Genomic DNA, 24,658 nt, shown 5'->3' with positions numbered 1-24,658 from the left:
CGACGGCGGGAGGACGGGGCGGACGATGACCATTCCCGTCCAGCGAGCGGCCGATCCGCGCGAGGCCGCGGTGTCCAACCTGCGCGAGGCCCGGATGGCGCTGGACGAGGGGCGCCCCGGCGACGCGCTGGAGGCCGCCGAGAAGGCGGTGGCCGCGTTCTCGTGGTTGGACGACGCCGAGGGCGTGGCGCACAGCGTGCTGGCCCAGTCGGTGGCGCTGGGCAAGCGGGGGCTGCTGCCCGGCGCGCTGGACACCATCGACCGGGTGCAGGCGATCGCGGCGGCCAACCGGCACGTCGGGTTGCAGGCGTGGTGCAGCTTCTCGCAGGCGGTGGTGGAGCTGCGGCTGGACTCGCGGGAACGGTCGCTGCACTCGTTGGCGCGCGCCCTGGGCCTGGCCGAGCTGACCAAGGACGTCGAGCTGATCGGCTCCATCCTGTTCGAGCAGGCCAAGGTGCTGCGCACGCAGTACCACGAGCACTGCATGGTGCGTTCGCCGGCGAGCCGGTGCAGCCCGGACGGCGAGCCGTGCACGCGCAAGCTGCGGCGCGCCGAGGCGCTGTGCGCGCAGGTCCGCGACCGGTGGAAGCACCTCGACCAGCCGCTGCGGATGGCCCGGCTGAACCTGCAGCTCACGCACGTGCGGCTGGACCTGGGCGAGGTGGAGCGGGCGCTGCGCTCGTGCCAGCGCGCCGACCGCCTGCTGGCCGGGCGGGACCGGCCGGTGCTGCGGGCCGAGCTGCTGATGGCCCGGGCGCGGATCAGCGGCGCGCGTGAGCGCTACGACGACCAGGTGCGGCTGCTCACCCGTGCCGCCGAGCTGGCGATGGGTGTGCTGGCGCGGGAGGTCGCGGTGCGGGCGCACGGCGCGTTGAGCGTGGCCTACGAACGTGCCGGGAAGTTGGACTCGGCGTTGCACCACGCCCGGTACCAACTGGAGCAGTACCGGTTGTGGGAGCTGCAGGAGGGCCGCGACCTGCTGCGGATGCGGGAGCACGACCTGTCCGCGCGACTGGTGGACCAGCTGGCCGAGCGCACGTTCGGGCCGCGCCGGGAGCACGGGTCGGGCCCGGTGCCCCGGCCGGACCCGCTGCGCAGCTCGGCCACCGCCGAGCAGGACAACCGCCGCATCGCGCGGGCGCTGCGGGCCGGGCTGACCAAGCGCGGCATCGAGGTGCTGCGACGGGTCGCGGCCGGCGAGAGCACCGCGGCCGTCGCGGCGGAACTCGCGTTGTCGCCGAAGACCGTGCAGAACCACCTCCAGCGCATCTACCGGACGATCGGGGTGCGCGACCGGGCGGGTGCGGCCGTCTGGTGGGTCGACCAGGACGACGAGCCGCGGGCACGGACCGTGCTCGACTGAGTCACTTCCGCGTTTCGGGCTCGTTATCACCAATGGTGGGATGTCCCCGACGATCGGGGCCCCCGGTCCGGGGGTATTGCCTAGTGGGCAGAGTCAGAAGTGGGTGATGACCGTGATGACCCGTCTGTGCCATGCTCCGCTTGGACGCTTCCACGCGTCACTCGCGGATCTGGTCCGGCTCCCCCCTGCCGACAAAGCCGCTACGATCGAACGGAGTTCGACGATGGTTGTGCACTCCCTGCACAAAATCATGGCTGCGCTCGCCATCTGCGCCGGTCTCGCCGTCGTCGTCGGCGTGCCGGCCGCGGTCGCCGTCCTCGGCGAGAGCGCCTCGGCGAAGGTCTTCCAGGCGCCCTACGCACCGCAGCCGTAACCGGTTTCGAGGCCGTGCCCGCGCGCACGCGGGCTCGGCCTTGAGGCACAGTGGACGGCGTGAGCAGCGAAGTGTTGCGCCTGCGTGCGCCGCGGCACCAGGTGAGCCGCAAGTCGATCACCCTCTGGACCTTGCACGCGCTGATCGGGTGGACGGTGCTGCTGGTGCCGCAGCTGGTCGTGCTGATCTTCACCGCGTCGCCGTGGCAGGTCACGGCCGCGATCGCGACGCTCGTGCTCGGCGCCGCGCACACGTCGGTGATGCCGCGCTGGCGGTACCGGGTGCACCGCTGGGAGGCGACCCCGGACGCGGTGTACACGCTGGCCGGCTGGCTGAACCAGGAGTGGCGCATCGCGCCCGTCTCGCGCATCCAGACCGTGGACACCAAGCGCGGCCCGCTGCAGCAGCTGCTCGGCCTGTCCACGGTCACCGTCACCACCGCTTCCGCCGCCGGCCCCGTGCTCATCGAGGGCCTCGACCACGGCGACGCGGTGCGGTTGGCCGACGAGCTGACCACCACCACCCAGGCCACGCCGGGTGATGCCACGTGACCACCGAGCTGCCCGCCGCGCCGGAGTACGCCGAGCCGGTCGTCGACTGGCACCGGTTGGACGTGCGGATGCTCATCGTCCGCCCGCTCAACGAGCTGCTCGGCCTGGTGCCGCTGTTCATCGGCCTGCTCGTGCTGGGCAAGGGCGAGACGTGGCGGATCCTGGTCAGCGCGGGCGTGATCGCGGCGATCGTGCTGTTCGGCCTGCTGCGCTGGCTCACCACCCGGTACCGGATCACCACCGAGCAGGTCGAGATGCACACCGGCCTGTTCGTGCGCAAGCGCCTGGCCGTGCCGCGCGACCGGATCCGGACCGTCGACCTGACCGCGAAGCTCGGGCACCGGCTGTTCGGGCTGTCCGCGATCCGGGTCGGCACCGGGCAGCACGACCAGCCCGGCGAGGACGGCCTGACGTTGGACGCGGTGTCGTCGGTCGAGGCCGAACGGCTGCGCGTGCTGCTGCTCACCACCGCCAAGGCCGAGACCCCCGTCGCCGCCGGGGAACAGCCCGGCGTCGTGCTGTCCAAGTGGGACAACCGGTGGCTGCGGTACGCGCCGTTGACGTTGTCCGGTCTGGTGGCCGCCGGCGCGCTGTTCGGGTTCGTGATGAACTTCGCGCGGGAGCTGGACATCGAGGTGTTCGAGCCGATGAGCGAGGCCGCGCGCTGGGTCGCGGAGCAGCCGCTCGGGTTGACCATCGCGGTGTTCGGCGGTGTCGTGCTGCTGGTGGCCACGTTCGGCTCGGTGCTGGTGTACGTGGTGCAGTTCTGGGGCTACCGGCTGACGCGTGAGCCGGACGACACGGTCCGGGTGCGCCGGGGTCTGCTGACCACGCGTTCGGTTTCCGTTGCCGAGCAACGGCTTCGCGGCGTCGAACTGGTCGAACCGCTGCTGCTGCGGGCCGGGCGCGGCGCGCACGCCAAGACGGTGACGACCGGGCTGGGCCGCAAGGGCGAGAGCAACCTGCTGCTGCCGCCCGCGCCGGTCGCCGAGGCGCACCGGGTGTCCGCCGAGGTGCTGCGGCAGACCTCCGGTGGGGCCGGGAGCGGGACGACCGTCGACGATCAGCCGGACCAGTCGCCGACGCGGACGTCGTTGCGCCGGCACCCGATAGCCGCGCTGCGCCGTCGGTTGCTGCGCGCCATCGTGCCGTTGCTGGTGCCTGCGGCGGTCCTGGCGTGGCTCGCGCCGAGCTGGACGTGGCAGGTCGTGCTGGCGCTGGTGCCGTTGTCCGCCGCCCTGGGCTGGGACCGCTACCGCTCGCTCGGCCACGCGTTGACCGACCGGTACCTGCTCGCGCGAGCGGGTTCGGCGATCCGGGAAACCGTTGCGCTGCAACGCACCGGCATCATCGGCTGGCGCATCTCCCGGTCGTTCTTCCAACGCCGCGCGGGCCTGGTGACGATCAGCGCGACCACCGCGGCGGGCAGCGGCGCGTACCACGTGGTCGACGTGGCCGAGGCGGACGGCCTGGCGCTGGCCGACGAGGCCGTGCCCGACCTGCTGCGGCCGTTCCTGGAGCGGTGAACGCGCCGGACACGCGCTACCCCGTTGACCGGAACGTGGTCCGGTAGACGCTGGGCGCCACCCCGAGCGTCGCGCTCATCTGCTGCCGCAGCGCCGCGCCCGTGCCGAAGCCCGCGTGCCGGGCCACCTGGTCGACGGCCAGGTCGGTCGTCTCCAGCAGGTGCCTGGCCCGTTCGACGCGCTGCTGCGTGATCCACTTCCCGGGGCTGACCCCGGTCTCCTCGCGGAACCGGCGGGTGAACGTGCGCACGCTCATCCGGGCGAGCGCGGCAAGCGCGCGCAGGTCCAGCGGCTCGTGCAGGTGCTCCAGGGCCCATGCGCGGGCCGGGGCGGTGGACGTCTCGGCCATCACCGGGACCGGGCGGACGATGAACTGCGACTGGCCACCCGGCCGCCACGGCGGCACGACGCACCGGCGGGCGGCCATGTTCGCCACCTCGCTGCCGTGGTCGTGCCGCACGACGTGCAGGCAGAGGTCGACGCCGGCGGCGACGCCCGCCGAGGTGAGCACGTCGCCCTCGTCCACGAACAGCACGTCCGGGTCGAGGTCGACCTCCGGGAACAACCGGCGGAAGTTGTCCGCGTGCGCCCAGTGCGTGGTGGCCCGGCGGCCGTCCAGCAGACCGGCCGCGGCCAGCACGAACGCGCCCGTGCAGATCGACATGACCCGCGCGCCCCGGGCCGCGGCGGCGCGCAGGGCGTCCCGCACCGGCTGGTCGAGCGTGCCGTCGGCCAGCACCCGCGCGCCGTGGCTCACGCCGGCCACGACGACCGTCCCCGCCTCGGCCAGCAGCTCCAGGCCGTGCTCGGAGGTGATGTCGAACCCGGCCGCGCTGCGCACCGGCTGTTCGTCGGGCGTGCAGACCCGCACCCGGTAGTACCGCCGGTCCTGCTCGTCGCGGGCGGCGTTGAAGACCTGGGTCGGCGTGCCGAGGTCGAACGTCACCACCTCGTCCAACGCGAGCACGGCGACCAGGTGACGGGTGTCCATGGCCGGATTTTTGCACATGATGGCCATCGAGCCACTTTCCGGAACCGGGGCGGATCACCGAGGCTGGTCGGCGTGATCCGCAGCAAGCAGAACTGGGCATGGGTGGTCGCCGGCGTCGGCTTCATCGCGCTGGTCGGCGCCGCGGCGTTCCGGGCCACCCCGGGCGCGTTGATCGAACCGCTGCAACGCGAGTTCGGCTGGTCCACCGCCACCATCGGCTTCGCCGTGTCGGTGAACCTGATGTTGTTCGGGCTCACCGCGCCGTTCGCCGCCGCCCTGATGGAACGCCTCGGCGTGCGCAAGGTGGTGGCCTCGGCGTTGACGCTGGTCGCGGTGGGCAGCGGGTTGACCGTGTTCATGACCACCGCCTGGCAGCTGGTGCTGTTCTGGGGCGTGCTGGTCGGCCTGGGCACCGGTTCGATGGCGCTGGCGTTCGTGGCCACCATCACCGGCCGCTGGTTCGTCAAGCACCGGGGCCTGGTCACCGGCATCCTCACCGCGGGCGGCGCGACCGGTCAGCTGGTGTTCCTGCCGGTGGTTGCGGCGCTGTCGGAGTCGTCCGGGTGGCGCAGCGCGTCGATCGTGGTGTCCGTCGCGGCCCTGGCGGTGGTGCCGCTGGTGCTGCTGTTCCTCCGCGACCACCCCGCCGACCTGGGCGTTCCGCCCTACGGCGGTGACGAGGTCGTGCCCGTGCCGCCCAGCACCGGCGGTTCGGCCCGCCGGGCCATCGGCGCGCTGACCAGCGCGGCGCGCACCGGCCCGTTCTGGTTCCTCGCGGCCGGCTTCGCGATCTGCGGCGCGACCACCAACGGCCTGGTCGGCACCCACTTCATCCCCGCCGCGCACGACCACGGCATGCCCACCACCACGGCCGCCGGGCTGCTCGCGCTGGTCGGCATCTTCGACATCGTCGGCACGGTGCTGTCGGGCTGGCTCACCGACCGCGTCGACTCGCGGATCCTGCTCGCCGTGTACTACGTGCTGCGCGGCGCGTCACTGCTGGTCCTGCCGCAGTTGTTCCACGCCTCGGTGCACCCGTCGATGCTCGTGTTCATCATCTTCTACGGCCTGGACTGGGTCGCCACCGTGCCGCCGACGGTCGCCCTGTGCCGCCAGGTCTTCGGCCTCTCCGCGCCGGTCGTGTTCGGCTGGGTCTTCGCCTCCCACCAGGTCGGCGCCGCGATCGCCGCCACCGCCGCCGGCCTCACCCGGGACCACTTCGGCAACTACGCCCCGGCCTGGTACGTCGCCGGCCTGCTCAGCATCGGCGCCGCGTTCCTGTCCATGAAGATCAAGCGCTCACCGGCGCTTGCGGGAGGTCCCGAAGAGCCCACGGGTGATCTCACGCCCGAGAGCGCTCGCGGCTGAGCGGAGGAACGACTTCACGGCCGGGTTGCCCAGCACCTGCGACACCACGCCCGGCTCGTCGCGCTCGCGCTCGGCCGGTGGCGCCTCGTCGGGACGTTGCTCCGGGGGCGCCACCTTCGCGGCCAGCTTCTCGTACGCCGACTCGCGGTCCACGGTTGCGGCGTACTTGCCGTGCAGCTCCGACGACGCCGCGGCCTGCCTGATCGCGTCCGGCCCGATGGTGTCCATCAAGGACCGCGGCGGGCGCAGCCTGGTCCACGCGACCGGTGTCGGCGCGCCCCTCTCGCTCAGCACCGTCACGACCGCCTCGCCGATGCCCAACGACGTCAACGCCTCGGCCAGCTCGTAGTGCGGCGTCGTCGGGTACGTCTTCACCGCCTTCGCCAACGCCGCCTGGTCCTCCGGCGTGAACGCCCGCAGCGCGTGCTGCACCCGTGCCCCCAACTGCGACAGCACCGCGTTCGGCACGTCGGTCGGCAGCTGCGTGCAGAAGAACACGCCGACGCCCTTGGACCGGATCAGCTTCACCGTCTGGGTGATCCGCTCCAAGAACGCCTTCGACGCGTCGGCGAACAGCAGGTGCGCCTCGTCGAAGAAGAACACCAGCTTCGGCCGGTCCTGGTCGCCCTCCTCGGGCAGCACCTCGAACAGCTCCGCCAGCAGCCACATCAGGAACGTGGAGAACAGCGCGGGTTTGGCCTGCAACTCCGCCAGCTCCAGCAGCGACACCACGCCGCGGCCGTCGGACACGCGCATCAGGTCGCGCGGGTCCAGCTCCGGCTCGCCGAAGAACGTGTCGCCGCCCTGCGCCTCCAGGTTCACCAACGACCGCAGGATCACGCCCGCCGTCGCCGACGACACACCGCCCAGCCCCTTCAGGTCCTGCTTGCCCTCGTCGGACGTGAGGTGGTTGATCACCGACCGGAGGTCCTTGATGTCCAGCAGCGGCAGGCCGCGCGAGTCGGCCCAGTGGAAGATCAGGCCGAGCGTCGACTCCTGGGTGTCGTTGAGCCCGAGCACCTTGGCCAGCAGGATCGGCCCGAAGCTGGTCACGGTCGCCCGCACCGGCACCGCCACGCCACCCGTGCCCAGGGACAGGAACTGCACCGGGCACGCCACCGGCCGCCAGTCGTCACCGGTCTCGGCGGCCCGCGCGGCGATCCGCTCACCACCCTCGCCCGGCCGGGACAGGCCGGACAGGTCGCCCTTCACGTCCGCCATCACCACCGGCACGCCCGCCGCCGACAGCTGCTCGGCCATCAGCTGCAACGTCTTCGTCTTGCCGGTGCCGGTGGCCCCCGCGACCAGCCCGTGCCGGTTCAGCGTGGCCAACGGCAGCCGGACGTGCGCGGTCGACTCGACCGCGCCGTCCACCAGCACCGCGCCGAGCTCGATGGCCGCGCCCTCGGTGGCGTAGCCGGCAGCGATGTCGCTCTGGGCCGTCATCGCCCTGAGCGTAATGAGATTGGAAGGGGCCGCCACCCGAAGCGCCGACGGGCGGGCGCGGCCGGGCGACTAGGCTCGCTCGGGTGATGGATCGCTTGGTGTGGATCGACTGCGAGATGACCGGCCTCGACCTGGGCAAGGACGCCTTGATCGAGATCGCCGCGCTGGTGACCGACGCGGAGCTGAACGTGCTCGGCGAGGGTGTCGACGTGGTGATCCACGCCGACGACACCGCGCTCGACTCGATGCCCGACGTCGTCATGCAGATGCACGCCAAGTCCGGCCTCACCGAAGAGGTGCGGCGGTCCACCGTGACGCTCGCGGACGCCGAGGCGCAGGTGCTGGCCTACATCAAGGAGTGGGTGCGGGACCCGCGCACCGCGCCGCTGGCGGGCAACTCGATCGCCACCGACCGCGGTTTCATCGCCCGCGACATGCCGGAACTCGACGCCCACCTGCACTACCGCATGGTCGACGTGTCCTCGATCAAGGAGCTGTGCCGGCGCTGGTACCCGCGCATCTACTACGCGCAGCCGGGCAAGGGCCTGGCCCACCGCGCGCTGGCCGACATCAAGGAGTCCATCCGCGAGCTGGCCTACTACCGGCGCACGGCGTTCGTGCCCCAACCCGGGCCGACCTCGGAGCAGGCGCAGGCGGTGGCGGCCGAGCTGCTGGCCGCCGACGGCCTCGAATAGGGTCGATTTCAGACCCGGCGGTAGGGCACTGTATGCTTCACGCGCCGGGTCAGCCGGTCTTGGTGGGTGTAGCTCAGCTGGCAGAGCACTGGGTTGTGATCCCAGGTGTCGCGGGTTCAAGTCCCGTCACTCACCCCAAGCGGAACGCCCCTCGACGCCTCGTCGAGGGGCGTCTTCTTTTGCCGTGGAGTTGTCATGAGCGCCACACTCGTCGCGAAGGACCTGGCCGCGGGCCACGGTGACCGCGTGCTGTTCGAAGGTCTGGACCTGGTCGTCGCACCCGGTGACGTGATCGGCCTGGTCGGCGCCAACGGCGCGGGCAAGTCGACGCTGCTGCGGACGTTGGCGGGCCTGCTGCCCGCCGAGCAGGGCGTGATCCGCCTCTCCCCCGTGACCGCGACCGTCGGCCACCTGCCGCAGGAGCCGGACCGGCGGCCGGGTGAGACCGTGCGGGCGTTCCTGGCCCGCCGCACGGGCGTGGCCGCGGCGCAGGCCGAGCTGGACCGCGCGACCGACGCGTTGACCGCGGGCACGGGCGACGACGGCTACTCCGACGCGTTGGAGCGCTGGCTCGCGCTGGGCGGCGCGGACCTGCCGGAACGGTCGCTGGAGGTGGCGGCCGACCTCGGGCTGGACGTGTCGCTCGACCTGCCCATGACGGCCCTCTCGGGTGGCCAGGCGGCCCGGGTGAGCATGGCGTCGTTGCTGCTGAGCAGGTACGACGTGTTCCTGCTCGACGAGCCGACCAACGACCTCGACCTGGACGGCCTGGCCCGGCTGGAGCGGTTCGTGACCGGGCTGCGCGCGGGCGTCGTGGTGGTCTCGCACGACCGCGAGTTCCTGTCCCGCACGGTGACGCGGGTGGTGGAGCTGGACCTGGCGCAGCAGCAGGTGCGGACCTACGGCGGCGGCTACGAGTCGTACCTGGAGGAACGGGAGATCGCCCGCAGGCACGCGCGTGAGGAGTACGACGAGTACGCGTCGACGCGGTCGTCCCTGGAGGAGCGGGCACGGGCGCAGCGCGCGTGGATGGAGAAGGGCGTGAAGAACGCCCGGCGCAAGGCACCGGACAACGACAAGGTGGGGCGCAAGTTCCGCACCGAGGCGACCGAGAAGCAGGCGTCCAAGGCACGGCAGACCGAACGGCTGATCGAACGGCTGGACGCGGTCGAGGAGCCGCGCAAGGAGTGGGAGCTGCGGATGGAGATCGCCGCCGCGCCCAGGTCCGGCGCGGTGGTGGCGGTGCTGCGGGCGGCGGTGGTGACGCGCGGGTCGTTCACCCTGGGTCCGGTCGACCTGCAGGTGGACTGGGCGGACCGGATCGCCATCACCGGGGCCAACGGCTCGGGCAAGTCGACGCTGCTCGCGGCCCTGCTCGGTCGGGTCGAGCTGACCTCCGGGTCGTCGTCGCTGGGTTCCGGCGTGGTGGTGGGCGAGATCGACCAGGCGCGCGGTCTGTTCCTGGGCGACGAGCCGTTGCTGGACGCGTTCGGCGCGGCCGTGCCCGACTGGGTGCCCGCCGACCTGCGCACGCTGCTGGCGAAGTTCGGGCTGAAGGCGGCCCACGTGCTGCGGCCCGCCGCGTCCCTCTCCCCCGGCGAACGCACCCGTGCCGCGCTGGCCCTGCTCCAGGCGCGCGGGGTGAACCTGCTGGTGCTGGACGAGCCCACCAACCACCTCGACCTGCCCGCGATCGAACAGCTGGAGTCGGCGCTCGACTCGTACACGGGCACGTTGCTGCTGGTCACGCACGACCGCCGGATGCTGGACGCCGTGAGCACGACCCGCCGCCTGGCGGTGGCGGCCGGCCGTGTCTCGGAGCTCTAGCGCCTCAGCACACCGGCGTCAGCGGGTTGCAGATGCTGCAGATAGGCGCTACCTTCGATCCACAGAGGGGGTAGCGATGTCCGCGGTCGAACCGCTCTTCGAGCTTGAACGGCCCGACGAGGTGACCCGACAGGCATCCTCGCGGCTCGAACGTGCGATGACCGGCGCGCGCTCCGACCGTGCCGTGCTCGTGGTCGACGGTGAAGAGGTCGAGGTCCCGAAGGCGCTGGTACAAGTGCTGCTACACGCCGTGCACCAGCAGGCTGCCGGGCGCCGGGTCCGCGTGGTTGCGCCTGACGCGGACGAGGAGCTGACACCGAACCAGGCCGCGAAGTACTTGGGCATCTCCCGACCGCTCTTGGTCAAATTGCTCGATGACGGGACCATCCCGGCGCGCCACCTGCCGGGAAGTCGTCATCGGCGCATCTCAGTCGCCGCACTGGAGTCCTACCTCGACCACAAGGTCGACCGACGCGCCCGACTGTCCGCGGCGATGAACGAGATCGCCGAAGCGGGCCTCTACGATCGACAGGACTGACCGATCCTCGGTGACCATCACCCGTGTCTTCGCCGACACCAACACCTTGTACCCGTTCTACGTCTGCGACCTGCTGTTGCACTGCGCCGAAGAAGATCTGTTCCGGGTGCCGTGGTCCGAGGACCTGCTGGCGGAACTCCTCGAAGTGGTGCCAGATCGGGGCGCAAGAGCAGGCACGCCGTAGCAGGGCTGTGCGCGGCGATCCGGGAGGCCTTTCCCTGACGACGAGGTGCCACGGCGCGCCTACGGACACCTCATCGCCGCCATGCCGGGGAGTGATTCCGACGACTGGGTGCACTCGGCCGCCGCGCTCGCGGGCGAGGCCGACGTCCTGCTCACCCGTGACACCAAAGGCTTTCCCAAAAGCGGCGCTGGGTCGGCGCGGCCTGCGTGTGACGACAGCAGATCAGTTCTTGTGCGAGCAGTTCGCGGCGTTCCCCGAGGATGTGGTTCGAGTGGTCCACAACCAGGTGGCCGACCTGACGAAATCCCGTCTGACCTTCGACGAACTGCTCGATCGACTGAGCCACCCAACTGGCGTGCCCCGTTTCGCCGCCCGGGTGCGTCGCCGGTTGAAGTAGTACCGGACGCGGTGCGCACCCCCGCCGCCTGGCCGGGCGGCGGGGGTGCGCACCAGTCTCCTAGCCCTACCGGTTGCCCTTGATCCACTGGTCCCAGGGGATCTGCCAGTCGCCGTAGCCGTCCCAGGACTGCAGCACCGGGCCGCCGGAGTTGGTGACGACCACGACGTCGCCCTGCTTCGAGTTGTCGAACACCCACTTGGCGTTCTCCGGCGACAGGTTCAGGCAGCCGTGGCTGACGTTGCGGTGGCCCTGGTCGCCGATCGACCACGGCGCGCTGTGGAAGAAGATGCCCGAGTTGGACATGCGGTAGGCCCAGTCGACCGGCGTGACGTAGCCGCCCGCCTCCAGCGAGAGGCCGTACGTGCGGGAGTCCATCACCATGTGGGCGTGCTTCTCCATGAGCACGTAGGTGCCCGTGGGGGTCGCGTTCTGCGCGTCGCCCATCGAGGTCGGCATGGTGCGCACGACCTGGCCGTTGACCTTGGTGACGACCTGGTGCGTCTGGCCGTCCGCCTCGTGCACGACGGCGTCGCCGATCGTCGTGTTGATCACGCGGTCCTCTTCGCCGTAGACGCCGTTGCCCACGTGCTTGCCGTAGATCTTCGCGTTGATCGTGATCTTGGTGCCCGGCGTCCAGTAGGCCTGCGGGCGCCAGTGCACGGTCTTCTCGTCGAACCAGTAGAAGGCGCCCTCGACGCGCGGTTGCGTGGTGATCGAGATCATCGCCTCGGCGGCGGCCTTGTCCGCGATCGGCTCGTCGAAGTAGAACGCGAGCGGCTGGCCGACGCCGACGGTCGTGCCGTCCTGCGGGTTGACCGAGAGGTAGGTCAACGTGCGCGGCTTGACCGTGGTGAAGGAGGAGGTCTTGGTGACGGGCTTGCCGTCCGCGCCCTCGCCCGTCACGGTCAGCGTGTAGGCCTTCTGGTAGCCCAGCGGTTCGGTGTTGGTCCACTGGAGACCGTCGGGGCTCAGCTGGCCGGCGACGGCCTTGCCCTCGGGGTTGGTCAGCGCGACCGAGGTGATCTTGCCGTCGGTGGCCGTGGCCACGACCGGCACGCCGGGCGCGACGTCGACCGCCGCGTCCACGGGGCCCGTGCTCAACGACACCGGCTTCGGCGGCGGCGTGGACGACGTCGAGGCGGACGTCTCACCGGCGGCGCCGCTCTCGGTCGAGGCCGAGCCGGACGAACAACTTGTGATCAACGTCGCGACGAGCCCGATCGCGACCATCCCCAGCGCTCCACGCGCCCCCCGCTTGCGGTGCATCCCCATCCTCCGGTTCATCCCCAGAACGCCATGACTGCCTGCAACAGGAGTCCGCTGGCGTCCCCTGACAAGGTGACGCCTGAAGGGTTGACGATGTTGCCCGAGATGCTGGATCGTTACCAAGGCGAAGTTCCCCCTGCACCAGGGCGGCACACCTGCCCTGACCAGGCGATTGGGAGCCCGGTCGGACGCTGTGCTAATGTTCTCCGCGTCGGACAGAGCAAGAGAGTCCGAGCGCCGCTAGCTCAACTGGCAGAGCAGCTGACTCTTAATCAGCGGGTTCGGGGTTCGAGTCCCTGGCGGCGCACAACACAGCAAGAGGGCCACCATTCCGGTGGCCCTCTTGCTGTTTATGGCGCGAGTTCCGCCGAACACCCGCCGACCTCTTCCCGAACCGCACGCACCGCTGATGGTGATGCCGCACGGCGCCGTTTACGGCAAAGCCCGGAGGACCAGGAAACGACGGCGGCAGGCTTCGGCGTCGTGCGCGATCCGGTCGGTCGACGGCAGGTCGCGGACGCGCGAGCACACCACGGCCCGTGGTGATCACGACCCGTGCCTCTTTGTGCGGATCGGGACGATCAAGCTCGTGGAAATGCGTGCTCGACCAGGTCGTCGTCCACGAGCTCCTCCAGCCACGCCCGGCGAGACGGTCCCCTCGACCACCGACATCGCCCCTATGGCGCGTCACTCGGACCGACGCACCGGACGTATGCGCCCGAGGCGTTCAAGAACACCGCGCGCCCGGAACCAACCGATTCGGTGATACCCATCACTCGAATCCGGATTGCGCGGTGTCGATTGTTTCAGCCGAATGCGAGCGCGATGCGCCGGCTCGCCAGGAGACGGGTCCGCTGGACGTCCGGGTCGACGGCGGCGTCGCCGTTGCGGTCCAGGCGGTCGTAGGACTTGGCCAGCAGCCAGTGCGCGGCCTCGGCTCCTATCGGGTTGAGCGGACCCTGGTCGGACAGGCGGGTGCGGGCCGTGGTGACGTCCCTGGTGACGAAGGCGGTGCGGACGACGCCGCCGGACAGCTCGTCGATCAGGAACACCATGGCGTGCCCGGCGGCGGCGAAGGTGTACGTGCAGATCAGGGCCAGGTAGCCGGCGTCGATCGAGCGGTCGCAGATCCAGGCGCCGCCCACGGTCAGTGGTGGGCCCGCCGGGGTGACCGCGTTCGCCGCCCACTCGCGCGGGCGGCCGGTGAGCACGGCGGCCAGCACGCGCAGCAGGGCGTGGTTGCGGCGGCTCGGCAGCGACACGGCGTGGTCGATCAGCCCGGCCCAGAACTCCTCGTCCGGACGGACGTCGGCCACCGCGCTGCTGACCGTCAGCTCCGCCTCCAGCGGGTCGAGGAGCTCGGGCAGGGCGCGGCAGCGGCGGATGACCCGTCGTTGCGCCGCGGTCAGTGGCATCCCTTGTGGACGGTGCACCACCACGACCGGCCGTCGTTTCGGGGACTGCGTCTTCCGGCTCACCGCGAGAGGCTGGCACGTCGGGGCACGTGCCGGGCCGCAACGCGCACCGGCTGCGGCGACACCACACCCGAAAGGGGACAATCGGCGGTTGTGGACTCCCTGCACGAGGTGTTGTGGCGGGCCGCGGCGAACCGCCGGGCCGGACTGCCGCGCACCTCCTCCCTCCCACCGGCCGAAGTGGACGACGCGGTTCGGGCGGTGTTGAGGCGCGCCTTCGAGCACCTGTGGGAGCACGGCTGGCTCCCGTACGACGTGTACGAGATCGTGCGGCGCAGTGAGGACGAGCGCGCGCTGTCGTTCCTGGTCGACTCGTTGGCGTTGGAGGCGTCCCGGTACTCGGCGTTGCACCCGCGCTGGCAGGAGCAGCTGGCGGAGATCGAGGCGACGGTCTGGTGGGACACCTCACAGCCGCACGTCGACCAGTGGGCGCGCCGGCACATCGAGTTGCGCGACGACGCCGTGGCCGCCGCGGTGGCGGTGCTGGCGGTGCTGATCACGTTGCCCGCCCTGGCCGTGATCGTGCCGAAGCCGGGCACGCCGCTGGCCGCGATCGCCCACCACCACGTCGACCCGAAGATCCTCAACCGGGTGCGGGGGCTGCTGGCCAAGGCCGAGTCGACGGCGTTCCCGGACGAGGCGGAGGCGTTGTCGGCCAAGGCGCAGGAGTTGGTGACGCGGCACGCGCTGGAGCGGATGCCCCGCGAGGCGCCGACCACGACGTCACGCCGGTTGTGGCTGGACAAGCGGTACTTCGACGGCAAGGCGCAGGTGGTGCACGTCGTCGCGGAGGCGAACCGCTGCCGGGCCGTGGTGTACGACCTGGGGTTCGTGGCGCTGGTCGGCGAGGAGCTCGACCTGGAGATCGTGGAGCTGATGTCGGCATCGCTGCTGGTCCAGGCGACGCGGGCGATGGTCGCGGCGGGTGAGAGGGCCCGCAAGGGTGACGAGGCGCGGTCCGCGGCGTTCCGCAAGTCGTTCCTGCTGTCCTATGCGCACCGGATCGGGGAACGGCTGCGTGCGGCCAACGAGGTGACCGAAGACGACCGGCTGCTGCCCGTGCTGGCGGAACGCAAGAAGGCGGTGGAGGAGTACTTCGGCGCGATGTTCACCAGGACCGTCGCCAAGACGACGCCGGTGCGCAGCGCGGCGGGTTGGGACGCGGGGCGTTCGGCGGCCGACCGGGCCAACCTGTCGATCACCTGACCTGCGGTTTCCCCGGGACTGTCGGTGCCAGTCCGTACCCTCTGCGTCATGACCACCGCGATGGAAGTGCGCAGGCTGTTCAACGTCACCCAGGAGACCCGGTTCCGCTTCAACCACTGGTACAGCAAGCGGAAGCACGTCGTGGCGCACGTGATGGCGCACGAGTCCGCGGCGGTCCACCGGATCACCGCCGACGAGGTCGAGGCCGCGTGCCGGAGCGCGCCGCGGCCCGGCCCGACCGACGTGCCGGAGATCCGGGACTGGAGGCCCGACTTCGCCTTCACGCACGTGGCGCACCACGTGGTCGAGGTGCTGGGTCGATTACCCGGCTGGCCGGAGTTCCGGGAGTTCTGCGAGGCCGACGAGCGGGCGCGGGCGATGTTGTGGACGCCGGCGCGCGAGGTGATCGCCGAGGTCGGGCCGGAGGGTCGGGCCGCCCTGCGCAACCGCGTCGTGTCCGACTTCCTCGGGTTCCTGCGGGACGTGTACGTGGTCGCCGTGCTGCGCGGGCACGGGCTGGACGTGCGGGTGCACCCGTTGGCGGACACCGTGTTCGAGGTCGACGCGTGGGTGGAGCGGTTGATCCTCAACCCGCGCGGCGGTCCGCAGCGGTCGCACGACCTGTTGGTGCACGCCATGCCGCCGTTCTTCTTCACCGATCTGGGCATCACCGAGTTCAGGCAGGTCGGCGCCGCTCTGCTGCCGTCGCGCACGCAGCTCGACCGGGCGGCGCGGAGGCTGCGGGACGTGCTGCACCCGGCATGAGGGAGGTCGTGAGCGGGTCATCCGACGCAGTGCTCCGGGCTCGTGCCGTGGCGAGCGCCGGCGGGACGTGGGCATGAGCCATCATGGCCGGGTGCCGAACCTGGAGACGACGGACGACGTCCGCGCCCGGATGAGCAAGCAGCGGTCCCGTGACACGGGCATCGAGGTGGCGTTGCGGCGCGAACTGCACCGGCTCGGGCTGCGCTACCGGGTGCACCAACGTCCGGTGCGCGCGGTGCGGCGTGAGGCGGACGTGGTGTTCGGGCCCGCCAAGGTGGCCGTGTTCGTGGACGGCTGCTTCTGGCACGGCTGCCCGGAGCACGGCACGTGGCCCAAGCGCAACGGCGAGTTCTGGCGGACCAAGATCGAGACGAACCAGGCGCGTGACGCGAACACCGACCAGGTGCTGGCGGAGGCGGGGTGGATCGCGGTGCGGGTGTGGGAGCACGAGGACCCGGTCGTCGCGGCGAGTCGGGTGCGGACCACGGTGTTGCGACGGCGCGGTCGGCTAGCCTGAGCCCGTGCTGTCCATGATCGACCTGTTCGCCGGCTGCGGCGGCATGACCGCCGGCTTCGCCGCGGCGGGCGGCTACCGGCCGGTCATGGCGGTCGAGTGGGACTTGCACGCGGCGGCGACGTACGCGGCGAACTTCGGCGAGGACCACATCCGCTGGTCCGACATCGCGGCCGTGCCGGACGACGCGATCCCCGAGGTCGACGTGATCGTGGGCGGCCCGCCGTGCCAGGGGTTCTCCAACCTGGGGTCGAGGGACGTCGACGACCCGCGCAACTCGTTGTGGCGGGAGTACCTGCGGTTCGTGCGGCGGGCCCGACCGGCGGTGTTCGTGATCGAGAACGTCGACCGGTTCCTGGCGTCGACGGAGTTCGCGCTGCTCCAGGCCGAGACCGAGGGGTACGAGCTCAGCTACGGCATCCTGCTGGCGGCGGATTTCGGTGTGCCGCAACGGCGTCGGCGGACGATCGTGATCGGCTCGCGGATCGGGCGGATCCCGTTGCCGGTGCCGACGCACCCGCGCGGGCGTTGGCACACGGTGGGCGACGTGCTGCGAGGCCTGCCGGAGCGGCCGGCGACGACTGCCCTGCCGGACTCGGTGGTGGAGTTCTTCGGGCGGGAGCTGCCCGGGCCGTTCAAGAGCCCGCAACTGCACATCGGCCGCAACCCCACCCCGATGTCGTTGGAGCGGTACCGCCACATCCCGCCGGGTGGCGGTCGGTTCGACCTGCCGACCGAGCTGCTGCCGCGGTGCTGGCGGGAGAAGAAGACCGGCACGACCGACGTGATGGGCCGGATGCGGTGGGACGAGCCGTCGTTGACCATCCGCACCGAGTTCTACAAGCCGGAGAAGGGCCGCTACCTGCACCCGCAGTGGGAGCCGGGCGAGGGCGGGCACCGGGTCGACCGGCCGATCACGCACCTGGAGGCGGCGCGGCTGCAGTCGTTCCCGGACACGTTCGAGTGGTGCGGGTCGAAGATCGAGGTGGCCAGGCAGATCGGCAACGCCGTGCCGCCGTCGCTGGCCAGGGCCATCGCCGAGCACCTGAAGCCCTACCTGACGGGCGCCGAGCCGACCGCGCCGAGTTGCCCGCTCTGCCCCTGACTCCTCGTCGACCCGGAATTGTCAGCCCCCTCCGCTAGCGTCATCACCATGACGACAACCACGTATGAGAACTCGGTCCGCATCGGCTCCACGACCTACCAGCTGGTGGCCACGGCCGACCCCGGGCTGGTGGTGGACCTGGCCGGGGTCGACTCGTCGGGGGCGTTGGTGGCCGAGGGCGCCATCCGCCTGCCCGCGGACGCCGGCGCGAAGATCGGCAAGTTGCTGGCGCAGGTGCTGGAGGCGTTGGGCAGGCTCAGCACGCCGTCGACCGCCTCGGCCCGGGACCGCCCGGCCAACGCCAACCAGCCGTGGACCCAGGACCTGGACGACGGCCTGCGCGCCGACTGGCTGGCCGCGACCCACGACATCCCGACCGCCGAGCTGATCCGTTCGATCGCGAAGCGGTTGGAGCGATCCCCCACCTCGATCAGGTCGCGTCTGGCGAAGGTGGGCTGCGACCCCGACGTGCCGGGTCGGGCGTTGTCGGAGGAGGGAGCGCGGGTGTTCCGCGTTCAGGGTCGGGATCAGGGGCGGGTCAGGGGCAAACCCGATTCGGGAGGGGAGGGCGGGCAGTGATGCTCGTGGTGGACGCGTAGGGCGAGGAAAGGACCTCTCGTGGAGATCACCGGGCTCATCTCGGCACTGATCATCGGCGTGCTCATCGGCGGCCTGGGACGGCTGGTCGTGCCGGGCAGGCAGCAGATCTCGATGGTGATGACGCTGCTGGTCGGCATCGCGGCGGCCCTGGTGGGCACGTTCGCGGCCTCGATCCTCGGCGTGTCGAACACCTCGGGCATCGACTGGATCGAACTGGCCCTCCAGGTCGGCCTGGCCGGCACCGGCGTAGCCACCCTGGCCCGCAGGAGGTCCCGCCAACCCAGCAACCACTGACACCGCGCCCCCAACACCGCCACAGACGCCGCCCAACGCGGACAGGCCGCCCGGTCCAACCCCGGCCGGCCTGCCTGCCTCCGCCACACCTCCCGCCCCGCCGATCAATCGCACCAAGCCCCCGCCACCCCGACCGGGCCCGCCTGGGTGGAGTGATCGGGTCGAGTCGGGCCCAACTCGACCCACCAGGCACTGCACGCTGACCCGTGCCGAGCTGAGCCGGACCGGGCGGGCTCGGCACGGCACCGCTCGGCACGGCCGAGCCCGGCCCGGGATCCGCTCAGCCCGGTCTCGGATCGGCTGGGCTGGATCCGGGATCAGCTCGGCCCGGGATCCGCTGGGCTCGGTCCCAGATCGGCCCGGATCGGCTCGGGTCGGCTCGCTCGGGTCGGGTCGGGTCGGCTTGGGTCGACTCGGCAAGCCTGAGCCCGGCTCGGGCGGGACTGGGCATGGGTTAACACGGCTGACTGGGCTGGGTACGGCTGAGCCCGACCGGCTGGCCTGCGCCACACCCTCCCGCCCCGCCGACCGATCGCGCCAAGCCACCGCTACCGCGGCCGGGTCCGCCTGGGTCGGTGGTGGTCGAGTCGGGCCCGGCTCGACCACCAGGCACGGCGCGCTCGCACGGCTGAGCCGACGGGGTTGAGCCGGGTACGGCACGGCTGGGCTGGACACGGCCGAGCCGGTTGGGTTAGGCCGGGTACGGCACGGCTGGGCTCGGCACGGTTGAGGCCGGCTGGGCTGGGCACGGCTGAGGGCGGCTCGGCTGAGTTGGTGTGGGTACGGCACGGCTCGGCTGGGTTGGGCACGGCGCGGTTGAGGCGGCTCGGCCCGGATGGGTACGGCGCGGCTGGTGGGCCGGGTGCGGCTGCGGTCGGTTGCTGGGTTGGAGTGGTTGGGAGTTGGGTGGGGCCGTTCCAGGGGCGGGGTGGCGCGGGCGGGGTGGGTTGAGGGTGGGTTTGGGAGTGAGGGTGGGGTGGGTTTGGGAGTGGCGGGAGTCGGGGCGCATAGTGCTGGCGTGTTGGTGCTGCACGCCTTGGGCGTGAGTGGTGGGCGGGTTGGGGTTTGGGCTGAGGGCTCGCGGTTGCCGGTTCGGGTTGGTGGGCGGTTGCCCCGGGCGGCGGTTGGGCATCCCTTCGCGGTTTCGGGGGATGAGCTCGCCCTGGTGGTCGGGGGCGGGGAGGTTGGGTCGTTGTCGGTTCGGTTGCCGTCCTACGCGGGTGGGCCGGTGGCTTCGCCCGAGTTGGTCCGGGAGGCCGTGGGCGGGCGGCGGGGTGCTGTTCGGTGGCGGGAGTGGGTGGTGCCCGTCGTGTGGGTGGAGGGGTCGCTGTCCGAGCCGCCGGATTGCCGGGTCGGGGCCTCCGGGAAGTTCCTGAACGAACTGCTGGGGTTCGGGCGGGAGTTGGTTCGGCGGGGGCGGGTCCTGCCGGCCATCGACGGGGACGGGTGTGGCCGGTGGCGTGCGGCACTGTCCGGTGTGGATTCGTTGCGGTTCGCGGCGTTGCGGGCCGGTGTGCCGCCGTCGTTCCGGGGCGCGGAGGGCAACGGCGGGACCGGCGGCGGTGACCTGGTGCAGGAGGTGCTGGACCGCGCAGTCGACCGTGAGGTGCGGGCGGCGCTGCGGGGCACGGGTGTGGCGACGAGCGGGGACGGGGTTGTGGGGCGGTGGTTGGCGGCGTTGGTCGGCGATCCCCGGGTGGACGGGGAAGCGGGGGCGTTGCGGGCCAAGTTGGCGGCTTGGCGGGCCGGCGGGTTGCGGGAAAGCCCGGTGCGGACGTGCTTCCGGCTCAGCTCGCCCGATCAAGGCGGCATGCTCAAGGACGGGTGGCGGGTCGAGTTCCTGCTCCAGGCCGTGGACGAACCCAGCGTGGTGGTGACCGCCGAGCAGTTGTGGCACAAGCAGGACGCGGTGCTCCGGCGGTGGGTCGGCCGACCCGAGGACGTCCTGCTGGGCGACCTCGGACGCGCGGGGCGGCTCTACCCGGCGTTGGACCGCGCGCTGTCCGCCAAGCGACCGGTGGAACTGGCGCTGGACGTCGAAGGCGCCTACGACTTCCTCCAGCACGCCGGGCTGCTGGCGGAGGCCGGCTTCGGCGTGATGCTGCCCTCGTGGTGGCGCCAACCCCACCGCCTCGGGCTCCGGCTCACCGCCACCAGCCGCGGCACGGCGGGTGAGGTCGCCAAGGAGAGCGAGCTCGGACTGAAGGTCCTGGTCGACTACCGGTGGGAGCTGGCCGTCGGCGACGAGCGCCTCACCGAGGCCGAGTTGCAGTCGCTGGCCGAGGCCAAGGTGCCGCTGGTCCGGGTCCGCGGCCAGTGGGTGCAGGTCGACCCGAAGCGCCTCGCCGCGGGCCTGGCCTTCCTCAAGCGCGGCGGCGGGCAGATGACCGCGGCACAGGTCCTGCTGCACTCCGGCCTGCACCCCGAGGACGCCGACCTGCCACTGCCCCTCAACGGCGTCAGCGCCACCGGCTGGCTGGGCGACCTCCTCTCCGGCGAGGTCGAGCACCACCTGGAACCGGTCGAGCAGCCGACCGGCCTGGTCGCCGAGCTGCGGCCCTACCAGCAGCGCGGCCTGGCCTGGCTCGCGTTCCTCGACCGGCTGGGCCTCGGCGCGTGCCTGGCCGACGACATGGGCCTCGGCAAGACCGTCCAGCTGCTGGCGCTGGAGGCGCACAACCGCGCGCACGGCAAGCGCCTGCCCACGCTGCTCGTGTGCCCGATGTCGGTGGTCGGCAACTGGCAACGCGAGGCCGCCCGCTTCACGCCCGATCTGGAGGTGCGCGTCTTCCACGGCGCGGACCGCGCCCTGGACACCGACTGCGACCTCGTCATCACCACCTACGCGGTCGTCGCGCGGGACGCCGGCAAGCTCGCCGACGTGAGCTGGGACCGGGTCGTGCTGGACGAGGCGCAGAACATCAAGAACAGCTCCACCCGCCAGTCGACAGTGGTGCGCGCGCTGCCCGCGCGGCACCGGGTAGCGTTGACCGGCACCCCGGTGGAGAACCGGCTGGCCGAGCTGTGGTCGATCATGGACTTCGTCAACCCCGGCGTGCTCGGCACGATCAACACCTTCCGCGCCCGCTTCGCCGTGCCGATCGAACGCCACCACGACGAGGACGCCGCCGTGCGCCTGCGCCGGATCACCGGCCCGTTCGTGCTGCGCCGGCTCAAGACCGACCCGCGGATCATCACCGACCTGCCGGACAAGATCGAGGTCAAGCAGCTGTGCACGTTGACCGCCGAGCAGGCCACGCTCTACCAGGCGGTGGTGGACGACATGCTGGCCAAGATCGCCGAGGCGGAGGGCGTCAAGCGCAAGGGCCTGGTGCTGGCCACGATGTCGCGCCTCAAGCAGGTCTGCAACCACCCGGCGCAGCTGCTCGGTGACGGCTCGCGCGTCGCCGGCCGGTCCGGCAAGCTCGCCCGCCTGGAGGAAGTCCTCGACGAGGCCCTCGCGGACGGCGACAAGGCGTTGTGCTTCACCCAGTTCACCGCCTTCGGCTCGCTCGTGGTCCCCCACCTGGCCGCCCGCTTCGACACCGAAGTCCTCTACCTGCACGGCGGCACCCCCAAACGGCAGCGGGACGAGATGGTGCGCAGGTTCCAGGAGGAGGACGGCCCGTCGATCTTCGTGCTCTCGCTGAAGGCAGGCGGCACGGGCCTGAACCTGACCGCCGCCAACCACGTCATCCACCTCGACCGCTGGTGGAACCCGGCGGTGGAGGACCAGGCCACCGACCGGGCGTTCCGCATCGGCCAGCGCAACCACGTGCAGGTGCGCAAGTTCGTCTGCGTCGGCACGCTGGAGGAGCGGATCGACCGGATGATCGAGGAGAAGCGCGGGTTGGCGCAGCTCGTGGTCGGCGCGGGCGAGGACTGGCTGACCGAGCTGTCGACCGGCGAGCTGCGCGAGCTGTTCGCCCTGGACGGGGAGGCCGTCGGTGACTGACTGGCACGGCTACCGCCCGCCGTCGCGCCCGATCCGGGTCGACGGCGGCCTGACGTTGCGCAGCAAGCGGGGCGACATCGCGCAGACGTGGTGGTCGCGCCGGTTCCTGGAGGTCCTGGAGTCGTTCGGCATGGCCGGACGACTCAGCCGCGGCCGTGCCTACGCGCGCACCGGCCAGGTGATGAGCCTGTCGCTGTCGAGCAGCCTCGTGGTGGCGCTGGTGACCGGCACGCGCCCGGAGCCGTACCGGGCGCGGATCGGGGTGCGCAAGTTCGGCGACGACGACTGGCGGCGCATCGAGCACGCGCTGGCCGACCAGGCGATCTTCGCGGCCAAGCTGCTGGCGGGCGAGATGCCGCCGGAGATCGAGGACGTGTTCGCCGACCTCGGCCTCACCCTGTTCCCCAGCACCACGCGCGAGCTGCACATGGACTGCACGTGCCCGGACTGGGAGGTGCCGTGCAAGCACCTCGCCGCCACCTGCTACCTGCTCGCCGAGTCGTTCGACACCGACCCGTTCGAGATCCTGGCCTGGCGCGGGCGCTCACGCGAAGACCTGCTGGACCGGCTGCGCGACTTGCGTGCGCCCATCCCGCCCGAGCAGCCGGAAACTCCTCAAACAGCACAGGACGACTCCTTCGAGGGCTTCTGGGCACGGCCGAAGGTCGCCGAGGTCGTCCCGGACGTCGCCGAGCCCGCCACCCGGCGCCCGGACGCGCTGCTCGACCAGCTGGACCCGCTCGTGGTGGACGGCCGTTCGGTGACCGGCGAGCTGCGCCCGCTGTACCGGCGGCTGGCGAGGTAGCCGTCAGCCGCCCGCGACCGACGGCAGGATCCGCACCTCGGCGTCCGGCCCCAGGGCGGTGTCGGGACCGGACAGCCGGCGGCACTCCTCGCCGTCGACGTAGAAGTTCACGTAACGCCGCAGCCCGGCCCGCTCGTCGCGCAACCTGCGGTCCAGCAACGGGTACCGCGCGGCCAGGTGGTCGAGCAGCGCGCCCAGGGTGGCGGGCTCGGGCAGGTCGACCTCCAGCCTGGCCTGGTCGCCCGCCGTCTGCCGGAGCGGGCCGGGGATCAGCACGAGCACCCGCACCTCACACCTCCGCCGCCCGCACGCACACCACGTCGGGCAGGTGCTCCGCGATCCGCCGCCAGCTGTCGCCCTCGTCGGTGCTCGCGTACACCTCGCCGGAACGCGATCCGAAGTAGACGCCCGCCGGGCTCGCCGCGTCGGTGCACATCGCGTCACGCATCACCGCCGTCCAGAAGCCGTCCGGCAGGCCGTCGCGCAACGCCTCCCACGACGACCCGCCGTCCGGCGACCGGTACACCGCGCACCGGCCACCGGGCGGGAAGCGCTCGCCGTCCGCGGTCAGCGGGAAGTTGTAGACGACGTCCGGCTCGTGCGGGTGGCTGACCACGGGGAAGCCGAAGTCGGCGGGCAGGCCGTCCGCGATCGACGTCCACGTCCGCCCCGCGTCGTCCGACCGGTACACGCCGTGGTGGTTCTGCAGGAACAGCCGCTCCGGCCGGGACGGGTGCCTGCTCACCTTGTGCACGCACTGGCCGAACTCCGGGTACGGGTCGGGCAGGAAGTAGGCCTTGATGCCGGTGTTGCTCGCCTCCCAGGACGAACCGCCGTCGAACGTCCGGTAGACGCCGCCGGTGGACATCGCCACGGTCAGCCGCAGCGGGTCGTCCGGGTCGGGCAGCACGGTGTGGATCGCCTGCCCGCCGAACCCGGCCTCCCACCGCTCCCGGTGCGGGTGCTCCCACAGCCCTTCCACCAGCGAGTACGTCCGACCGCCGTCCTCCGAGCGGAACAGCGCCGACGGCTGCGTGCCCGCGTACACGACCTCCGGGTCCGGGGTCAGGGCGAGTTGCCACACCCGTTCCAGCGAGGCGTGCGCCGGGAACGCGATCGGCGCGTGGTCCGGCTCGTCCCAGGTCGCGCCGAGGTCGTCGCTGGTCACGACGGTCGGGCCGAAGTGGGAGCTGCTCGTGCCGATCAGCAGCCGCGGCCGGGCACGGCGGTTGTCGATCGCGATCGCGTAGACCTCGGTCATCGGGTGGTGCGGTCCGCTGAGGCTCCAGGACGTGCGGTCCGCGCTGGTCGCGAGCCACAGGCCCTTGCGGGTGCCGATGGCGAGCAGGTGCATGGCGTACTCCTCGATGTGACGCGCCGCACACTACGCCCGGCCACCGTCGGCCGCCGC

Annotated in this window: 24 protein-coding genes and 2 tRNA genes; 19 read left to right on the top strand and 7 right to left on the bottom strand. The window is 71.7% G+C overall.

Annotated features, from left to right (window positions below; translation table 11 throughout):
• The first annotated feature begins 25 nt into the window (after positions 1-25).
• The 4 genes from AB0K14_RS11105 (at position 26) to AB0K14_RS11090 (ending at position 3,813) form a co-directional block, all read left to right on the top strand.
• Positions 26-1,363: a LuxR C-terminal-related transcriptional regulator gene (locus AB0K14_RS11105; RefSeq protein WP_360451995.1), complete on the top strand. Its 1,338-nt coding sequence runs from the start codon at positions 26-28 to the stop codon at positions 1,361-1,363.
• 223 nt (positions 1,364-1,586) lie between these two features.
• The gene (locus AB0K14_RS11100) at positions 1,587-1,736 is read left to right on the top strand and encodes a hypothetical protein (protein ID WP_360451993.1); all 150 of its coding nucleotides are present in this window, start codon (positions 1,587-1,589) and stop codon (positions 1,734-1,736) included.
• 59 nt (positions 1,737-1,795) lie between these two features.
• Positions 1,796-2,287 (top strand): PH domain-containing protein, encoded by a 492-nt coding sequence (locus AB0K14_RS11095; protein ID WP_360451991.1) that lies wholly within the window; start codon positions 1,796-1,798, stop codon positions 2,285-2,287.
• Positions 2,284-3,813 carry a PH domain-containing protein gene (locus AB0K14_RS11090; protein ID WP_360451989.1) on the top strand — a complete coding sequence of 510 codons (1,530 nt, stop codon included), beginning with the start codon at positions 2,284-2,286 and terminating at the stop codon, positions 3,811-3,813. The genes AB0K14_RS11095 and AB0K14_RS11090 overlap by 4 nt, the downstream gene beginning before the upstream one ends.
• 16 nt (positions 3,814-3,829) lie before the next feature.
• On the opposite strand, the gene AB0K14_RS11085 is transcribed toward AB0K14_RS11090, so the two are convergent.
• Positions 3,830-4,804: a helix-turn-helix domain-containing protein gene (locus tag AB0K14_RS11085; RefSeq protein WP_360451987.1), complete on the bottom strand. Its 975-nt coding sequence runs from the start codon at positions 4,802-4,804 to the stop codon at positions 3,830-3,832.
• 72 nt (positions 4,805-4,876) lie between these two features.
• On the opposite strand from AB0K14_RS11085, the gene AB0K14_RS11080 reads away from it, so the two are divergent.
• A complete protein-coding gene (locus tag AB0K14_RS11080; protein ID WP_360451985.1) occupies positions 4,877-6,172 on the top strand; it encodes an MFS transporter in 1,296 nt (431 codons plus the stop codon).
• Here the strand turns inward: AB0K14_RS11080 and AB0K14_RS11075 are convergent.
• Complete coding sequence (locus AB0K14_RS11075) at positions 6,104-7,618, bottom strand: helicase HerA-like domain-containing protein (RefSeq protein WP_360451983.1); 1,515 nt, start codon at positions 7,616-7,618, stop codon at positions 6,104-6,106. The genes AB0K14_RS11080 and AB0K14_RS11075 overlap by 69 nt on opposite strands.
• An 83-nt stretch (positions 7,619-7,701) precedes the next feature.
• Here AB0K14_RS11075 and orn point away from each other — a divergent pair, with 83 nt between their 5' ends.
• From orn to AB0K14_RS11050, 5 genes are all read left to right on the top strand, one after another.
• On the top strand, positions 7,702-8,313 hold the full coding sequence (gene orn, locus AB0K14_RS11070) for an oligoribonuclease (RefSeq protein ID WP_360451981.1): 612 nt from the start codon (positions 7,702-7,704) through the stop codon (positions 8,311-8,313).
• Between the two features lie 62 nt (positions 8,314-8,375).
• Positions 8,376-8,451: transfer RNA gene (locus AB0K14_RS11065), tRNA-His, on the top strand.
• Positions 8,452-8,508: 57 nt separating this feature from the next.
• Positions 8,509-10,140: an ABC-F family ATP-binding cassette domain-containing protein gene (locus AB0K14_RS11060; RefSeq protein WP_360451979.1), complete on the top strand. Its 1,632-nt coding sequence runs from the start codon at positions 8,509-8,511 to the stop codon at positions 10,138-10,140.
• 76 nt (positions 10,141-10,216) lie between these two features.
• Positions 10,217-10,678: an excisionase family DNA-binding protein gene (locus AB0K14_RS11055; protein ID WP_360451977.1), complete on the top strand. Its 462-nt coding sequence runs from the start codon at positions 10,217-10,219 to the stop codon at positions 10,676-10,678.
• Between the two features lie 10 nt (positions 10,679-10,688).
• Positions 10,689-10,862, top strand: a complete 174-nt coding sequence (locus AB0K14_RS11050; protein WP_360451975.1) for a hypothetical protein — start codon at positions 10,689-10,691, stop codon at positions 10,860-10,862.
• A 151-nt stretch (positions 10,863-11,013) separates the two neighbouring features.
• Here AB0K14_RS11050 and AB0K14_RS11045 read toward each other — a convergent pair whose 3' ends face one another.
• Together AB0K14_RS11045 and AB0K14_RS11040 are read right to left on the bottom strand one after the other, a co-directional pair.
• Complete coding sequence (locus tag AB0K14_RS11045; RefSeq protein WP_360451973.1) at positions 11,014-11,208, bottom strand: hypothetical protein; 195 nt, start codon at positions 11,206-11,208, stop codon at positions 11,014-11,016.
• Between the two features lie 117 nt (positions 11,209-11,325).
• Entirely contained in the window at positions 11,326-12,528 is a 1,203-nt protein-coding gene (locus AB0K14_RS11040) for an Ig-like domain-containing protein (RefSeq protein ID WP_360451971.1), read from the bottom strand.
• A gap of 234 nt (positions 12,529-12,762) precedes the next feature.
• On the opposite strand from AB0K14_RS11040, the gene AB0K14_RS11035 reads away from it, so the two are divergent.
• Positions 12,763-12,835 (top strand) — tRNA-Lys (locus AB0K14_RS11035).
• Positions 12,836-13,334: 499 nt separating this feature from the next.
• Here the strand turns inward: AB0K14_RS11035 and AB0K14_RS11030 are convergent.
• Positions 13,335-13,943 carry a hypothetical protein gene (locus AB0K14_RS11030; protein ID WP_360451969.1) on the bottom strand — a complete coding sequence of 203 codons (609 nt, stop codon included), beginning with the start codon at positions 13,941-13,943 and terminating at the stop codon, positions 13,335-13,337.
• Positions 13,944-14,096: 153 nt separating this feature from the next.
• Between AB0K14_RS11030 and AB0K14_RS11025 the strand changes: the two genes are divergently transcribed.
• From AB0K14_RS11025 to AB0K14_RS10990, 8 genes are all read left to right on the top strand, one after another.
• The gene (locus AB0K14_RS11025) at positions 14,097-15,209 is read left to right on the top strand and encodes a DUF2786 domain-containing protein (protein WP_360451967.1); all 1,113 of its coding nucleotides are present in this window, start codon (positions 14,097-14,099) and stop codon (positions 15,207-15,209) included.
• A gap of 48 nt (positions 15,210-15,257) precedes the next feature.
• The gene (locus AB0K14_RS11020) at positions 15,258-15,974 is read left to right on the top strand and encodes a hypothetical protein (RefSeq protein ID WP_360451965.1); all 717 of its coding nucleotides are present in this window, start codon (positions 15,258-15,260) and stop codon (positions 15,972-15,974) included.
• A 130-nt stretch (positions 15,975-16,104) separates the two neighbouring features.
• A complete protein-coding gene (locus AB0K14_RS11015; protein ID WP_360452161.1) occupies positions 16,105-16,491 on the top strand; it encodes a very short patch repair endonuclease in 387 nt (128 codons plus the stop codon).
• A 13-nt stretch (positions 16,492-16,504) separates the two neighbouring features.
• Positions 16,505-17,593: a DNA cytosine methyltransferase gene (locus AB0K14_RS11010; protein ID WP_360452159.1), complete on the top strand. Its 1,089-nt coding sequence runs from the start codon at positions 16,505-16,507 to the stop codon at positions 17,591-17,593.
• A gap of 48 nt (positions 17,594-17,641) precedes the next feature.
• Positions 17,642-18,172, top strand: a complete 531-nt coding sequence (locus tag AB0K14_RS11005) for a hypothetical protein (RefSeq protein WP_360451963.1) — start codon at positions 17,642-17,644, stop codon at positions 18,170-18,172.
• Positions 18,173-18,211: 39 nt separating this feature from the next.
• Positions 18,212-18,487 (top strand): GlsB/YeaQ/YmgE family stress response membrane protein, encoded by a 276-nt coding sequence (locus AB0K14_RS11000; RefSeq protein WP_360451961.1) that lies wholly within the window; start codon positions 18,212-18,214, stop codon positions 18,485-18,487.
• Between the two features lie 1,018 nt (positions 18,488-19,505).
• Positions 19,506-22,442: a DEAD/DEAH box helicase gene (locus AB0K14_RS10995; RefSeq protein ID WP_360451959.1), complete on the top strand. Its 2,937-nt coding sequence runs from the start codon at positions 19,506-19,508 to the stop codon at positions 22,440-22,442.
• Positions 22,435-23,247: an SWIM zinc finger family protein gene (locus tag AB0K14_RS10990; RefSeq protein WP_360451957.1), complete on the top strand. Its 813-nt coding sequence runs from the start codon at positions 22,435-22,437 to the stop codon at positions 23,245-23,247. Before AB0K14_RS10995 ends, AB0K14_RS10990 begins: the two co-directional genes overlap by 8 nt.
• Positions 23,248-23,250: 3 nt before the next feature.
• Here the strand turns inward: AB0K14_RS10990 and AB0K14_RS10985 are convergent, their stop codons facing one another.
• On the bottom strand, positions 23,251-23,535 hold the full coding sequence (locus AB0K14_RS10985; RefSeq protein WP_360451955.1) for a MoaD/ThiS family protein: 285 nt from the start codon (positions 23,533-23,535) through the stop codon (positions 23,251-23,253).
• Between the two features lies 1 nt (position 23,536).
• On the bottom strand, positions 23,537-24,601 hold the full coding sequence (locus tag AB0K14_RS10980) for an exo-alpha-sialidase (RefSeq protein ID WP_360451953.1): 1,065 nt from the start codon (positions 24,599-24,601) through the stop codon (positions 23,537-23,539).
• Positions 24,602-24,658 lie beyond the last annotated feature (57 nt).

This window comes from Actinosynnema sp. NPDC050801 (assembly GCF_040673975.1).
Classification (GTDB): domain Bacteria; phylum Actinomycetota; class Actinomycetes; order Mycobacteriales; family Pseudonocardiaceae; genus Actinosynnema.
Note: the sequence above shows the minus strand (reverse complement) of the source record. Positions and strands in the feature narration are given on the sequence as shown.

What these genes read in the sequence shown, in the direction of transcription:
- AB0K14_RS11040 (WP_360451971.1), bottom strand. Translation starts at nt 12,528, where the DNA reads ATGCACCGCAAGCGGGGGGCGCGTGGAGCGCTGGGGATGGTCGCGATC.
- AB0K14_RS11060 (WP_360451979.1), top strand. Translation starts at nt 8,509, where the DNA reads ATGAGCGCCACACTCGTCGCGAAGGACCTGGCCGCGGGCCACGGTGAC.
- AB0K14_RS11075 (WP_360451983.1), bottom strand. Translation starts at nt 7,618, where the DNA reads ATGACGGCCCAGAGCGACATCGCTGCCGGCTACGCCACCGAGGGCGCG.
- AB0K14_RS11105 (WP_360451995.1), top strand. Translation starts at nt 26, where the DNA reads ATGACCATTCCCGTCCAGCGAGCGGCCGATCCGCGCGAGGCCGCGGTG.
- AB0K14_RS11010 (WP_360452159.1), top strand. Translation starts at nt 16,505, where the DNA reads ATGATCGACCTGTTCGCCGGCTGCGGCGGCATGACCGCCGGCTTCGCC.
- AB0K14_RS11030 (WP_360451969.1), bottom strand. Translation starts at nt 13,943, where the DNA reads ATGCCACTGACCGCGGCGCAACGACGGGTCATCCGCCGCTGCCGCGCC.
- AB0K14_RS11020 (WP_360451965.1), top strand. Translation starts at nt 15,258, where the DNA reads ATGACCACCGCGATGGAAGTGCGCAGGCTGTTCAACGTCACCCAGGAG.
- AB0K14_RS11015 (WP_360452161.1), top strand. Translation starts at nt 16,105, where the DNA reads ATGAGCAAGCAGCGGTCCCGTGACACGGGCATCGAGGTGGCGTTGCGG.
- AB0K14_RS11005 (WP_360451963.1), top strand. Translation starts at nt 17,642, where the DNA reads ATGACGACAACCACGTATGAGAACTCGGTCCGCATCGGCTCCACGACC.
- AB0K14_RS10980 (WP_360451953.1), bottom strand. Translation starts at nt 24,601, where the DNA reads ATGCACCTGCTCGCCATCGGCACCCGCAAGGGCCTGTGGCTCGCGACC.
- AB0K14_RS11100 (WP_360451993.1), top strand. Translation starts at nt 1,587, where the DNA reads ATGGTTGTGCACTCCCTGCACAAAATCATGGCTGCGCTCGCCATCTGC.
- AB0K14_RS11085 (WP_360451987.1), bottom strand. Translation starts at nt 4,804, where the DNA reads ATGGACACCCGTCACCTGGTCGCCGTGCTCGCGTTGGACGAGGTGGTG.
- AB0K14_RS11055 (WP_360451977.1), top strand. Translation starts at nt 10,217, where the DNA reads ATGTCCGCGGTCGAACCGCTCTTCGAGCTTGAACGGCCCGACGAGGTG.